Genomic DNA, 12,009 nt, shown 5'->3' with positions numbered 1-12,009 from the left:
CGCGCCGAGCGCTTGAGCAAATCGACGGCTCCGCGCCCGGCGCGCTTGCCCAAACCGAAACCGAAGACTATCAAACCCAAACCCGCAGACTCTCGTTATGAATGAGGGACCAGCGGGGGGCAGGTCAAGGCGAGCATCCGGGAGGCGCTCACGAAGGACATCATCAGCGCCCAGAACGTGAGATACCGGAAAGGCCCGCCGAAATTTCCGTAATCGCCCGTCGCCAGATGATAGACGGTATATCCTGCCGCCAAGATGAACACGAGCCATCGGTAGGCCCGCACCCCTGTGCCATGCTGATCCATGTGTCCTCCCCTTTTTTCAAGGGAGGCTGCGCAAATCCGCTGACGCTGTAAAGGGGGGCGTGGCGTCAGGCGCGCCGTTCCAGCGTGGCGACGCCCAGCGTCTCCAGCACCTTGGCCTCGATGTCGGAGGCGTTCAGCTTGGCAACGGCATACATGTCTTCCGGGCTGGCCTGATCGATGAACGTGTCGGGCAGCACCATCGAGCGGTATTTCAGACCCCTGTCGAACACGCCTTGCTCGGCCAGCAGATGTGCCACGTGGCTTCCGAAGCCCCCGATGGCGCCTTCCTCGATGGTGATCAGGGCCTCGTGTTCGGCGGCAAGCCGCAGAATCAGAGCCTGATCCAGCGGTTTCGCGAAACGGGCGTCAGCCACGGTAGGGGTGATCCCCCGCGCGCCGAGCGCCTCGCAGGCTTCCTCCACTTCCTTCAGCCGGGCGCCGAAGTTCAGGATGGCGACGCGCTTGCCTTCCCGGATCATCCGGCCCTTGCCGATCTCCAGCGGCACGCCGCGCTCGGGCAGCTCCACGCCCACGCCCTCGCCCCGCGGGAAGCGGAAGGCCGAGGGGCCCTCGTCGTAGGCGACGGCGGTGGCCACCATGTGGACGAGCTCCGCCTCGTCGGCGGCCGCCATCACCACGAAACCGGGCAGGTTGGCGAGATAGGCGATGTCGAAACTGCCGGCATGCGTCGCGCCGTCCGCCCCCACGAGGCCGGCGCGATCGATCGCGAAACGCACGGGCAGGCGCTGGATCGCCACATCATGCACCACCTGGTCGTAGCCCCGTTGCAGGAAGGTGGAATACATCGCGCAGAAGGGCTTCATGCCCCCTGCGGCAAGGCCGGCGCAGAAGGTCACCCCGTGCTGCTCGGCAATCCCCACGTCGAAACAGCGGCTGGGGTAGCGCTCCGCGAAGAGGTTCAGCCCGGTGCCGTCGGGCATGGCGGCCGTCACGGCGCAGATCTTGTCATCCTCGGCGGCATGTTTGAGCAGGCTTTCGGCGAAGACCTTCGTATAGCTCGGCGCATTGCTCTTGGCCTTCTTCTGCTTGCCGGTGAGGACATCGAACTTCGCCGTGGCATGGCCCTTGTCCGGCGCGTTCTCCGCCGGGTGGTAGCCCTTGCCCTTCTGCGTGAGCACGTGGATCAGCATCGGCCCCGTGGCCCGCGCCCTCACCGTGCGCAGCACGCTCAGCAGCTGATCCATGTCGTGGCCGTTGATGGGGCCGAGATAGGAGAAACCCAGCTCTTCAAAGAGCGTGCCGCCCACGGTCATGCCCTTGATCATTTCCTTCGCCCGGCGCGCGCCCTCCTGGAACGGCGGCGGCAGCAGGCTGACCGCCCCCTTGGCGGCGGCCTTGAATTCCTGGAAGGGCTCGCCCGCATAGAGCCGCGACAGGTAGGAGGAAAGCGCCCCCACCGGCGGCGCGATGGACATTTCGTTGTCGTTCAGGATCACGAACATCCGCTTGCCCAGATGACCCGCGTTGTTCATCGCCTCGAAGGCCATCCCCGCACTCATGGAGCCATCGCCGATCACCGCGATGCAATCGCCGATTCCGTGCTCGGGCGCACCGCCGAGATCGCGCGCAACCGCGAAGCCGAGGGCGGCGGAGATCGACGTGGAACTATGGGCCGCGCCAAAGGGATCATACGGGCTCTCGGAGCGTTTCGTGAAACCCGAAAGCCCCCCCTTCTGCCGCAGGGTGCGGATGCGGTCGCGGCGCCCTGTGAGGATCTTGTGCGGGTAGCTCTGGTGGCTCACGTCCCAGATCAGTCGGTCGCGTGGGGTGTCGAACACGGCGTGCAGCGCCGTCGTCAGCTCCACCACGCCGAGCCCCGCACCGAGGTGCCCGCCCGTCTCCGACACGGCGGAAATCGTCTCTTCCCGAAGCTCGTGCGCCAGCTGCCGCAGCTCGGCATCGGTGAGGCCCTTCATGTCGGCGGGGGTGGTCACGCGGTCCAGAACCGGCGTGTGCGGACGATCACTCATGGCTACCATGCCCTCCCTTCGGGCAAATTCACTTGTTCCGCGCAATAACGAAGCGAGCGGCTTCCTTCAAGGCGAGCGCTTCGGCACCGTAGGGCTCCAGCGCTGCTTCCGCCTGCTCGACGAGCAACCTAGCACGCGCCTTCGCCCCTTCCAAACCGAGCAGGGAAACGAAGGTCGCCTTGCCGGCCTCGGCATCCTTGCCCACGGCCTTGCCCACCTCGGCCGCATCGCCTTCCACGTCGAGGATGTCATCGGCGATCTGGAAGGCCGCGCCCAGCGCCGCCGCGTAATCGGTGAGCGGCTGCGGGTCCGCCTGGGCCAGCAGGGCTCCCGCAGCGCCGGACCAGCAGATCAGCGCGCCGGTCTTGTTGACCTGAAGCTCCGTGATTTCCTCCAGCGTCAGCATCCGACCCGCGGTCTCCGCGGCGATGTCCTGCGCCTGGCCGAGCACCATGCCTTCGGCGCCCACGGCGCGTGCGAAGGAGGCAATCAACGCCACCCGAACCTCGGCCTGCGGCGCGCATTCTGGCCGCGCCAGAAGATCGAAGGCAAGCGTCTGAAGCGCGTCCCCGACCAGAACCGCGGTGGCCTCGTCCCATTTCACGTGGACGGTCGGCTGGCCCCGGCGCAGATCGTCGTCGTCCATGCAGGGCAGATCGTCATGCACCAGCGAGTAGGCGTGCAGCGCCTCCGCGGCACAGGCGGCCACGACGGATTGCTCCGGCCCGATCCCGTGCAGCCGCGCGCCCTCCATCACGAGGAACCCGCGCAGCCGTTTTCCGCCGCGGCAGGCGTAACGCATCCCCTCGATGACGGGCTGATCCGGCAGCGGCGCCATGATGCGCTCAAGCTCGGCCTCGATGCGGCCTGCCGCCGATGCGATCGCGGCCTCGAACATCTCAGAGCCCTTCGACCGGCTTGTGCCCGTTCGGCTGCCCATTCTCGTCCAGCGTGATGGCGGCAACCTTCTCCTCGGCATCGCGGAGCTTGGCCTCGCAATGGGCCTTCAGCTTCGCGCCGCGCTCGTAGAGGCCGATGGAATCCTCCAGCGGCACATCCCCGCGCTCAAGCTGGCCAACCACGTCTTCCAGCGCCTTGAGGGCCTGCTCGAAGCTCATGCTCTCCACATCGATGTCCGTCATGCCTTGCTGCTCCATGTCAAAACCTGGCCGAGCCAGACCATATCTGCCGCCGAAAGTCGAGGCCAGCCGGTGTCAGCCGCCCCGCTCCATCAGAACCGCCACATGCGCCGCCGTGCTTTCCGCCAGCGCCTCCAGATCGTAGCCCCCTTCCAAAGAGGAGACGACACGCCCACCGCAGACCTCATCCGCCACGTCGCAGATACGATGGGTCAGCCAGGCGAAGTCCTCGGTTTCCCAGTTCAGGCTGGCCAGAGGATCCGCCCGATGGGCATCGAAACCGGCGGAAACGAGAATGAGATCCGGGCGGAACGCCAATACGGCCGGCAGGATCTCGCCCTCGTAGACGGCCCGCATCCGCTGCCCGGAACTGTCAGGCGGCAGAGGCACGTTCATGATCGTGCCATGCGCGCCGCGCTCCTCGGGATGCCCGGTGCCGGGCCAGAGCGGGGATTGGTGGCTGGAGGCGAAGAAACTGCGCGCCTCGTGCCAGAGCAGCGCCTGCGTACCGTTGCCGTGGTGCACGTCGAAGTCGATCACGGCCACGCGCTCCGCCCCGCAGGTCTCAAGGGCGTGCTTGGCTCCCAGCGCCACCGTCCCGAACAGGCAGAAGCCCATGGGCAGCTCCACCTCGGCGTGATGCCCCGGCGGGCGCAGGGCACAGAACGCATTGGAGGCCGCACCCTTCATCACCAGCTCCACCGCCGCCGCGCAGGCCCCGGCGGCCCGGAGCGCGGCCTCGACGCTGCCCGCGGACATGTGGGTGTCGGCATCCAGCGCGAGGTAGCCGTTGGCCGGCTCGCTGGCGCGGATGTGGTCGATGTAGGTCTGCGGGTGCCCGTGCAGCAGGAGTGCATCCTCCGCAAGAGGGGCCGAAAGGCGGGTCAGCCCGTCAAAGGCAGGGTCCGCAAGGGCTTTCGTGATCGCCTCGATCCGCGCCACCTGCTCCGGGTGGCCCGGCGGCGTGACGTGATAGAGGCTCGCGGGATGGGTATAGAGCGCGGTCGTCATGCCCCGACGCTAGCCGCAGCGGCGCAGCCGCACAACGGTATCCCATGCCGCAGCCGGCGAAATCTCCGCCCCACTTTGTTCTGAAAATATCCCCGCCGGAGGCAACCGTCCGCGCCACGGGCGTGGCGCCGTCAATCGGGCGCGAGCATGTAGCCCGCGCCCCGCACCGTCTGCAGGTAGCGCGGTTGGCGGGGATCCGCTTCGATCTTGCGGCGCAGACGGGTGATCTGAACGTCCACCGCGCGCTCCTGTGCCTGCCCCTTGTCGCGCCCCAGATCTTCCACCAGCTGCGCGCGGCTCAGCGGCTCGCCCGGATGGGCCGCGAAGATCTTCATCAGCGCGCTCTCCGTGGCCGTCAGGCGGATCAGCTCCTGCCCCTGCCACATCTCGCCACGGGCGACATCGTAGCGGACGGGCCCCAGCGCCAGCACCTTCGGCCCTTCCGGCTCGCTCGCGGCCGCCGGCGCGCGCCGCAGGATGGCGTTGATCCGCAGCAGCAGCTCCTTGGGCTCGAACGGCTTGGCCAGGTAGTCATCAGCCCCCGCCTCCAGCCCGGCGATCCGATCCTCGGTTTCCCCCCGTGCGGTCAGAAGAAGGATCGGCGTGGCGATGTCTTCGCGCAGGCTGCGGGTGAGCGAGATGCCGTCTTCTCCGGGCATCATCACGTCAAGCACGATCAGATCGAACTCCAGCCCGCTGAGCACGCTGCGGGCATGGGCGGCATCTCTGGCAGCCGTGACCCAGAACCCGTTTCGGATCAGGAACTTCTGCAAAAGGCCTCGGATCCGCTCGTCATCATCCACCACGAGCAGGTGGGCTTCACCCTGTGCACTCATCAGCCGGCATCCTTCATCGCGTTGAAATGGCGGCGCATCTCGGGATCCATCATCGCTTCGAGCACCTGCCGGAACCCCTGCACGGCCTCCGGGCCGGCAGAGCGGTAGGCGCTGCGCATCCGGGCCCGCTGCGCATCGCTCAACTCGCGCTCCAGCGCGGCCCCCGCCTCGGTGAGATAGAGGTGGCGCTCGCGCTTGTCGCGGGTGCCCACGCGGCTCTCCACGAGGCCGTCGTCGATCAGCGTCCGCAGCACGCGGTTCAGCGACTGCTTGGTCACGCCGAGGATCGACAGCAGGTTGTTCACCGTCGTCCCGGGGCTGCGGTTGATGAAGTGGATGGCCCGGTGATGGGCGCGCCCGTAGGCGTGGTTTTCGAGAATGCGATCGGGATCCGCCGTGAAACCGCGATAGGCGAAGAACATGGCTTCGATGCCCTTGCGCAGCTGTTCATCGGTGAGGAACAAGAGGCTTTCGCTGCCCGGCCCGCCTTCTGCCATCGTTTTGTCCTTGCCGCTTTCTTGCTCTGTATGCCGCGATATTAAGTCAGCCTTGTTGACTTTCCAAGAATCAATGTGTAGCAATCCGCAGATTTTGCGCAACATTATGTCCGTTCCGGACTTTTCAAGCGCAACTTTCGGAAACATGACGGCAGGTAAGCCGGTGATTTGGAAGGAAGAAGCCCATGGCTGGCGCTTATGATGACCGCGACGGAAAGATCTGGATGGACGGGAAACTGGTGGAGTGGCGCTCCGCCAACGTCCACATTCTGACCCACGCCCTGCACTACGCTTCCTCGGTCTTCGAAGGTGAGCGCGCCTACAACGGCAAGATCTTCGAAAGCGTGAAGCACTCCGAGCGGCTGCACAAGTCCGGCGAGCTGCTGGACATGCCCATCCCCTACACCATCGATGAGATAGAGAAAGCCAAATACGACGTGCTGAAAGCCAACGGCTGGGATGACGCCTACGTGCGCGTCGTGGCCTGGCGCGGCGCGGGCGAAGACATGGGCGTCGCCTCCAAGAAGAACCCGGTGCGCATGGCGGTGGCCGCCTGGGAATGGGGCGCCTACTACGGCGACGCCAAGATGAAGGGCGCCAAGCTCGACATCTCCAAATGGAAGCGCCCGAGCCCCGAGACGATCCCCTGCCACGCCAAGGCCGCCGGCCTCTACATGATCTGCACCATGTCCAAACATGCCGCCGAGGCGAAGGGCTGCTCGGACGCGATGATGTTCGACTACCGCGGCTACGTGGCCGAGGCCACCGGCGCCAACATCTTCTTCGTGAAGGACGGCGAGGTGCACACGCCCAAGCCGGACGCCTTCCTCAACGGCATCACCCGTCAGACGGTGATCGGCATGTTGCAGAAACGGGGCATCACGGTGCACGAGCGCCATATCATGCCCGAAGAGCTTGAAGGCTTCGAACAGTGCTGGCTGACCGGCACCGCCGCCGAAGTCACTCCGGTGGGCCAGATCGGCGATTACACCTTCGAGGTGGGCGCGCTCACCCGCGACATCGCGGAGAGCTACGAAAAGCTCGTGCGCAGCTGAGTAGTCCGGCCGCCACGGCACAGGAAAAAGGCGCAGGTTCCCCTGCGCCTTTTTTCGTTTCCGGCCGGATCGGGCTCTAGGAGCGCTGCGACTCGATGCGCGTGTAGCGCGCAAGGCGATGATCCACCGGCGGCCTGTCTTGCGCGCGGCGCAGCAGCGCCATGGCCGCCTCTCCGGGGCCGTTGTGCCCGGACAGCCGCTCAACCTCCGCGAAAGTGCGCACGATCTTCCCATCGGTTTCCGGCGCGGGCCGGTCAAGAATATGCTTGTTCATGCTCTCCTCCCTAATCCCCCTTTGCGTGGGGGCCACAACCTTAGCACGACAAACCGCACCAGCAAAGGGAAGGCTACAGAGCGCCGGAAAGGCACCTCTTCCATGCGCCTGCGGCATTCGGGCAAGGCTCTGAGAAACGGGGAAACCTTCAGGCGGGAACGCCCGATCATGCCGCAGCTGCACGCCGGGGCAAGCAGCCTCACGAGCCGGTGGCTATCGCCGAATCGCCCGCCGCGCGATCTGCTGTTCCCGCCACGCGATCACGATACCGCTTGCGATCACGATCCCCGCTCCCAGCAGCATCTGGGCCGTCGGGAGATCGCCGAAGACGATGAACCCGAGGATCAGCGACCAGATCATCGAAGAATAGGTGAACGGCGCGACCAACGAGGCATCGGCATGACGATAGGCGCCGGTCAGAAGCAGCTGCCCGGCGCTGCCCACGGCTGCCCCGAAGAGGAGGATGGCCGCCTCTCCGGGCGTCGGAACGACCCAGCCGAAGGGGGCGGTGAAGAGGGACAGCACCAGCGAACAGATCGCGAAGTAGAAAACGATGGTCGCCGTGTTTTCCTTTCCCGAAAGCATCTTGACCTGGATCTGGGAAAGCGAGGCGCAAAAGGCCGATCCCAGCGTGAGCAACGCGCCGAGGCTCGCCTGCGAGCCGAGATCGCCCGTCAGGCGCGGCGCGAGAATGATCGAGACGCCCAGAAGCCCCGCGGCCACGGCCGACAGCCGGATGAGGCGAAACCGCTCGCCCAGCATGAGGGCGGCGAGCACCACGACGAACAGCGGGGTCGAGAAGCGTATAGCCGTCGCCTCGGGCAAGGGCAGGTAGGCGAGGCTGGCAAACCCCATGCCCATGGCGGCGGAACCGGTGAGGCCGCGCATCAGGTGTCCGAGCGGGTGCTTCGTATGCAACGCGCCGTGCATCTCTCCGCGCGCCAGCAACATGGCGATCACGATCGGCAGGGTCACGGCGGAGCGGAAGAACATCGCCTGCCCCGGCGGCACGTGATCGCTCGTGGCCTTCACCGCGGTGGCCATGATCGTGAACATGCCGACGGCCAGAACGACCATGCCGATGCCGCGTGCCGGGCTCAATGTCTCAGCCCTGCGGCGTCATGTTGGGGCGTGCCCGGCCCCGCCGCAGCCCCAGCTGGCGTTCCCGCCAGATGATGAGGACGCCGGCGGTGATGATGAGTGCGGCCCCGGTCAGCATCATCGGCGTCGGGATCTCGCCGAAGAGGAAATAGCCGATGCCCAGCGCGAGCAGCATCGACGTGTAGTCGAACGGAGCCAGCAGGGACGCATCGGCATGGCGGTAGGAACTCGTCAACAGGATCTGGCCGACGCCGCCAAGGAACCCGGACAGCACCAGCAGCCCCATCTGCCACGCCGCCGGCACGACCCAGCCGAAGGGCAGCGTCAGCAGGGAGGCCAGCGTGGCCGTGATCGAGAACCAGAACACGATGGACGAGGTGGTTTCGGTGGCGACCATGCGCCGGATCGTGATCTGCGCCAGCGCGGCGAGCGTGGCCGAGCCCAGCACGAAAAGCGCTCCGAGCGCGGCCCCGTCCCCCAGGCTGGCACCGCTTCCCGCGAGTCGGGGCCAAAGCACGATCAGCACGCCCAGAAGCCCCAGGCCGACCGCCCCGAAACGAAAGAGGCGGACCTGCTCGCCGAGGATCAGCGCCGCGAAGACAACCGTCAGAAGCGGCATCGCATAGCCGATCGCGGTGACCTCGGGCAGGGGCAGCAGGCCCAGCGCGGCGAAGCCAAGGCCCATGGCCGCCGTGCCCACGATCCCCCGCATCAAGTGCATTTTCGGCGAGACCACACGCACCCCGCGCGCAAGCTCCCCGCGCACGGCCAGCCATCCGATGATGACGGGCAGCGCGAAGAGCGACCGGAAGAACACCGTCTGACCGGCGGGCACGTCTGCGGAGACGGCCTTGATGCAGGTCTGCATCAGCACGAAGAGGACAACAGCGGAGATTTTCAGCAGAATGCCGCGAAAGGGGGTCATCTCTTCACGCAGGGGCCGGTTGACCTCTCGTGCCTACGCCTTCGCCGGGCCATTGACAACCCCGCTTGATTTTTCTGATCCCTCGTTGCTCAACCGCGCCACGGCCCAGCGCGCAGCATCGGCCACGGTGGCATCCGGATCCGCGCAAAGCGCCTCGGCCTTCGCGCGCAGACTGATGTCGCCCGAGTTGCCGATGGCATAGAGCACGTTGCGGATGAAGCGGTTGCGCCCGATCCGCTTGATGGGGGAGCCCGAAAACAGAGCCCGGAAGGCCCCATCGTCCAGTTCCGCCAGATCGGCCAGCTTCGGCTCCAGCAGCTCGGGCCGCGCCGCGTAACGCATTTCCCTGGCCTGCACGGCGAACTTGTTCCAGGGGCACACGGCAAGGCAGTCATCGCAGCCATAGATCCGGTTGCCCATCCGTGCGCGCAGGTCCTCGTCCACGGGGCCGTCGTGCTCGATCGTGAGGTAGGAAATGCAGCGGCGGGCATCGAGCTGGAACGGTGCCGGAAAGGCCTCCGTCGGGCAGGCATCGAGGCAGGCCCGGCAGGAGCCGCAGGACGGCCGCGCGGCCGCGTCGGGCGGCAGCTCGATCGTGGTGAAGATGGCACCGAGAAAGAACCAGTTGCCCAGATCGCGGCTCAGAAGATTGGTATGCTTGCCCTGCCAGCCCAGCCCGGCCGCGGCGGCGAGCGGCTTCTCCATCACGGGCGCGGTGTCCACGAAAACCTTGATCTCTTCGCCGGGCCGCTGCTCCAGCAGCCACCGCCCGACCCGCTTGAGCCGCTTCTTGACGATGTCGTGATAATCCCGATTGCGGGCATAGACGCTGATCGCCGCCCTGTCGCGTGCCTCGAGCAGCGCGAGCGGATCTTCCTGCGGGGTGTAGGCCTCCGCCAGCATGATGACGGAACGCGCCTCCGGCCAGAGCGCAGCCGGGTTGCCCCGCCAGTGCATCCGCTCCGCCATCCAGCCCATCTGACCGTGCCGGCCCGCTTCGACGAAGCGCTCAAGCCGTTCGGCGATCTCGGGAACGGCCCCCGGGTGGGTCACCCTGCAGGCGGAAAACCCCTCGGCAAGCGCCTGCGCCACCAGCCTCTGCTTCAACCCGTCCAATTCGGATGCCTTTCCAATCGTGAGGCCCCAGTCTACCCGGGCATGACGGGCCTCTCAATCACCGGAAATGCGCGGCCGGGGTGAGGCCGCCGAGACCCGGAGCCGCTGGCCACCTGCGCCGTCAGAAATCCAGATCGGCGTAATGCGGGGGCGGCGGGAAACCGGGCACCTGGTCGGCAAGGATGCTGCGGAACGCCGGGCGCGACTTGATCTTCGCATACCAGTCCCGCACGTTTTGGTTCCGGTTCCAGTCCACATCCGAAATGTAATCGAGGCTCGACAGATGCGCCGCCGCCGCGAAATCCGCGAGCGTCATGCTGTTGCCGGCGAGCCAGCGGCGCTGCTCCAGCAGCCAGCCCATGTAGTCGAGATGATACTTGATCTTCTGCGCCCCGAACTTGACGTTCCGGCTGTCCGGGTAGCCCAGTTTCATCACCTTCTTGTTCACCCGCTCGTACAGCAGCTTCGACGTCACCTCGTTGTGGAACTTGTCGTCGAACCACGCCACCAGACGGCGCACCTCGTAACGTTCCTCCGCCGACTTCGGCATCAGCGGGGGCTCGGGGTGGGTTTCTTCGAGATACTCGCAGATGGCGGCGCTTTCGCTCATCAACTTCCCGTCGAGCTTCAGAACCGGCACCTTTTCGGCGGGGTTGCGGCGGCGGAACTCCGCGGTCGGCTCCCAGTAACGCTCCTCAACCAGTTCCACCTCGATCTTCTTCTCGGCAAGCGAAAGCCGTACCTTGCGACAGAAGGGCGAAAGGGGCACGTGATAGAGGCGATTCATGGTTTGCTCGTTGATTGATCTTGTTCTGGCCGGTGGTCGATTTGCACCGAAGCCTGCACCAGTTCAACCGCCGAAGCAATCGGCCCGTCCGTCCGCGGCGATGGTGGCCGCACCATCGGCGATCTGCGCCGCCCGCCGTTGCAGCCAGGTCGCGGGCCGCGCGGCCGACCGATCCTTCGGGTTCGGCAGAACCGCCGCCATCAGCGCACCCTCCCGCAGGCCGAGATCGCGCGCGGGTTTCCCGAAATACCCGCGCGCCGCGGCCTCCGCGCCGAACACGCCCTCATCGAACTCCGCGACATTCAGATAGACTTCGAGGATCCGCTTCTTGGACCACAGAAGTTCCACGACCGGCGTGATCAGCCCTTCCAGCGCCTTGCGCGGCCAACTGCGCCCCTGCCAGAGATAGACGTTCTTCACCACCTGCTGGCTGATGGTCGATGCCCCGCGCCGGCCGCCATCCTCCAGGGCACTGCGGATGGCCGCCACGTCAAAGCCCCAATGCCGGCAGAAATTGGCATCCTCCGCCGCCACGACCGCGCGGCGCAGGTGGGGCGAGATCGCCTCGATTCCCACCCATTGCTTCTCGATCCCGCCCAGCCTGCGCGCCTCCCCGACCATCGTCGCCGTGGTCGGCGGGTTGACGAAAGCGTAGATCAGCACCGCAAGGAAAACGCAGGCGTAGAAAACCAGCAGCCCGCGCGCCAGCCATTTCAAAAGGAAACCGCCAACACGGCCGAACACCCGCCCGAGAAATACGAACAGAAGTCCGATGTCGGATTTCAACGAAGGCGCCTTCTGCGCCGCCTTCTTCTTGCTCGCCTTCTTCGCCACGCCCGCCTCTTGCCTTGCCCGCGCTGCCGTCGTCGATTTCGCCACTCGCTGCAAGCTTTACCACAGCCCCCGGCGCAAAGGGGCGCAAGCTTTCGCCCGCGCCCCGACTTTGTTCCGAAAATATCCCGGGGGAGGCCC

The 12,009-nt window shown here is 66.2% G+C and carries 14 protein-coding genes; 1 reads left to right on the top strand and 13 read right to left on the bottom strand.

Features of this window, described 5'->3' with window-relative positions; genetic code table 11:
• Positions 1–95 precede the first annotated feature (95 nt).
• The 7 genes from PSA7680_RS16245 to PSA7680_RS16215 all read right to left on the bottom strand — a co-directional run bounded on the left by PSA7680_RS16245 (position 96) and on the right by PSA7680_RS16215 (position 5,779).
• Positions 96–305 (bottom strand): hypothetical protein, encoded by a 210-nt coding sequence (locus PSA7680_RS16245; protein WP_085869738.1) that lies wholly within the window; start codon positions 303–305, stop codon positions 96–98.
• Between the two features lie 65 nt (positions 306–370).
• Positions 371–2,296 (bottom strand): 1-deoxy-D-xylulose-5-phosphate synthase, encoded by a 1,926-nt coding sequence (gene dxs / locus PSA7680_RS16240; RefSeq protein ID WP_085869737.1) that lies wholly within the window; start codon positions 2,294–2,296, stop codon positions 371–373.
• A gap of 28 nt (positions 2,297–2,324) precedes the next feature.
• Positions 2,325–3,194 (bottom strand): polyprenyl synthetase family protein, encoded by an 870-nt coding sequence (locus PSA7680_RS16235; RefSeq protein ID WP_085869736.1) that lies wholly within the window; start codon positions 3,192–3,194, stop codon positions 2,325–2,327.
• A 1-nt stretch (position 3,195) separates the two neighbouring features.
• Complete coding sequence (locus PSA7680_RS16230; RefSeq protein ID WP_085869739.1) at positions 3,196–3,438, bottom strand: exodeoxyribonuclease VII small subunit; 243 nt, start codon at positions 3,436–3,438, stop codon at positions 3,196–3,198.
• Between the two features lie 72 nt (positions 3,439–3,510).
• Positions 3,511–4,446 carry a histone deacetylase family protein gene (locus tag PSA7680_RS16225; RefSeq protein ID WP_085869735.1) on the bottom strand — a complete coding sequence of 312 codons (936 nt, stop codon included), beginning with the start codon at positions 4,444–4,446 and terminating at the stop codon, positions 3,511–3,513.
• Between the two features lie 131 nt (positions 4,447–4,577).
• On the bottom strand, positions 4,578–5,282 hold the full coding sequence (locus PSA7680_RS16220; RefSeq protein WP_085869734.1) for a response regulator: 705 nt from the start codon (positions 5,280–5,282) through the stop codon (positions 4,578–4,580).
• Positions 5,282–5,779: a MarR family winged helix-turn-helix transcriptional regulator gene (locus PSA7680_RS16215; protein ID WP_085869733.1), complete on the bottom strand. Its 498-nt coding sequence runs from the start codon at positions 5,777–5,779 to the stop codon at positions 5,282–5,284. Before PSA7680_RS16215 ends, PSA7680_RS16220 begins: the two co-directional genes overlap by 1 nt.
• 185 nt (positions 5,780–5,964) lie before the next feature.
• On the opposite strand from PSA7680_RS16215, the gene PSA7680_RS16210 reads away from it, so the two are divergent.
• Positions 5,965–6,834, top strand: a complete 870-nt coding sequence (locus PSA7680_RS16210) for a branched-chain amino acid aminotransferase (RefSeq protein ID WP_085869732.1) — start codon at positions 5,965–5,967, stop codon at positions 6,832–6,834.
• A 76-nt stretch (positions 6,835–6,910) separates the two neighbouring features.
• Here the strand turns inward: PSA7680_RS16210 and PSA7680_RS16205 are convergent, their stop codons facing one another.
• The 6 genes from PSA7680_RS16205 to mtgA form a co-directional block, all read right to left on the bottom strand.
• Positions 6,911–7,108, bottom strand: coding sequence for a hypothetical protein (locus tag PSA7680_RS16205; RefSeq protein ID WP_085869731.1), 198 nt, complete (start codon positions 7,106–7,108; stop codon positions 6,911–6,913).
• Positions 7,109–7,321: 213 nt separating this feature from the next.
• Entirely contained in the window at positions 7,322–8,209 is an 888-nt protein-coding gene (locus tag PSA7680_RS16200) for a DMT family transporter (protein ID WP_245824697.1), read from the bottom strand.
• 4 nt (positions 8,210–8,213) lie between these two features.
• A complete protein-coding gene (locus PSA7680_RS16195) occupies positions 8,214–9,134 on the bottom strand; it encodes a DMT family transporter (protein WP_085869729.1) in 921 nt (306 codons plus the stop codon).
• 33 nt (positions 9,135–9,167) lie between these two features.
• On the bottom strand, positions 9,168–10,250 hold the full coding sequence (gene queG, locus PSA7680_RS16190) for a tRNA epoxyqueuosine(34) reductase QueG (RefSeq protein ID WP_139838699.1): 1,083 nt from the start codon (positions 10,248–10,250) through the stop codon (positions 9,168–9,170).
• 121 nt (positions 10,251–10,371) lie between these two features.
• Positions 10,372–11,037, bottom strand: coding sequence for an FtsZ-binding protein FzlA (fzlA, locus tag PSA7680_RS16185; RefSeq protein ID WP_085869727.1), 666 nt, complete (start codon positions 11,035–11,037; stop codon positions 10,372–10,374).
• Positions 11,038–11,100: 63 nt separating this feature from the next.
• The gene (gene mtgA, locus PSA7680_RS16180; protein ID WP_085869726.1) at positions 11,101–11,871 is read right to left on the bottom strand and encodes a monofunctional biosynthetic peptidoglycan transglycosylase; all 771 of its coding nucleotides are present in this window, start codon (positions 11,869–11,871) and stop codon (positions 11,101–11,103) included.
• Positions 11,872–12,009 lie beyond the last annotated feature (138 nt).

Source organism: Pseudoruegeria aquimaris (assembly GCF_900172235.1).
In the GTDB taxonomy this organism is placed as follows: Bacteria; Pseudomonadota; Alphaproteobacteria; order Rhodobacterales; family Rhodobacteraceae; genus Pseudoruegeria; species Pseudoruegeria aquimaris.
The sequence above is the reverse complement of the archived record's forward strand: the minus strand, read 5'-3'. Positions and strand labels throughout refer to the sequence as shown.

What these genes read in the sequence shown, in the direction of transcription:
- PSA7680_RS16245 (WP_085869738.1), bottom strand. Translation starts at nt 305, where the DNA reads ATGGATCAGCATGGCACAGGGGTGCGGGCCTACCGATGGCTCGTGTTC.
- dxs (WP_085869737.1), bottom strand. Translation starts at nt 2,296, where the DNA reads ATGAGTGATCGTCCGCACACGCCGGTTCTGGACCGCGTGACCACCCCC.
- PSA7680_RS16235 (WP_085869736.1), bottom strand. Translation starts at nt 3,194, where the DNA reads ATGTTCGAGGCCGCGATCGCATCGGCGGCAGGCCGCATCGAGGCCGAG.
- PSA7680_RS16230 (WP_085869739.1), bottom strand. Translation starts at nt 3,438, where the DNA reads ATGACGGACATCGATGTGGAGAGCATGAGCTTCGAGCAGGCCCTCAAG.
- PSA7680_RS16225 (WP_085869735.1), bottom strand. Translation starts at nt 4,446, where the DNA reads ATGACGACCGCGCTCTATACCCATCCCGCGAGCCTCTATCACGTCACG.
- PSA7680_RS16220 (WP_085869734.1), bottom strand. Translation starts at nt 5,282, where the DNA reads ATGAGTGCACAGGGTGAAGCCCACCTGCTCGTGGTGGATGATGACGAG.
- PSA7680_RS16215 (WP_085869733.1), bottom strand. Translation starts at nt 5,779, where the DNA reads ATGGCAGAAGGCGGGCCGGGCAGCGAAAGCCTCTTGTTCCTCACCGAT.
- PSA7680_RS16210 (WP_085869732.1), top strand. Translation starts at nt 5,965, where the DNA reads ATGGCTGGCGCTTATGATGACCGCGACGGAAAGATCTGGATGGACGGG.
- PSA7680_RS16205 (WP_085869731.1), bottom strand. Translation starts at nt 7,108, where the DNA reads ATGAACAAGCATATTCTTGACCGGCCCGCGCCGGAAACCGATGGGAAG.
- PSA7680_RS16195 (WP_085869729.1), bottom strand. Translation starts at nt 9,134, where the DNA reads ATGACCCCCTTTCGCGGCATTCTGCTGAAAATCTCCGCTGTTGTCCTC.
- fzlA (WP_085869727.1), bottom strand. Translation starts at nt 11,037, where the DNA reads ATGAATCGCCTCTATCACGTGCCCCTTTCGCCCTTCTGTCGCAAGGTA.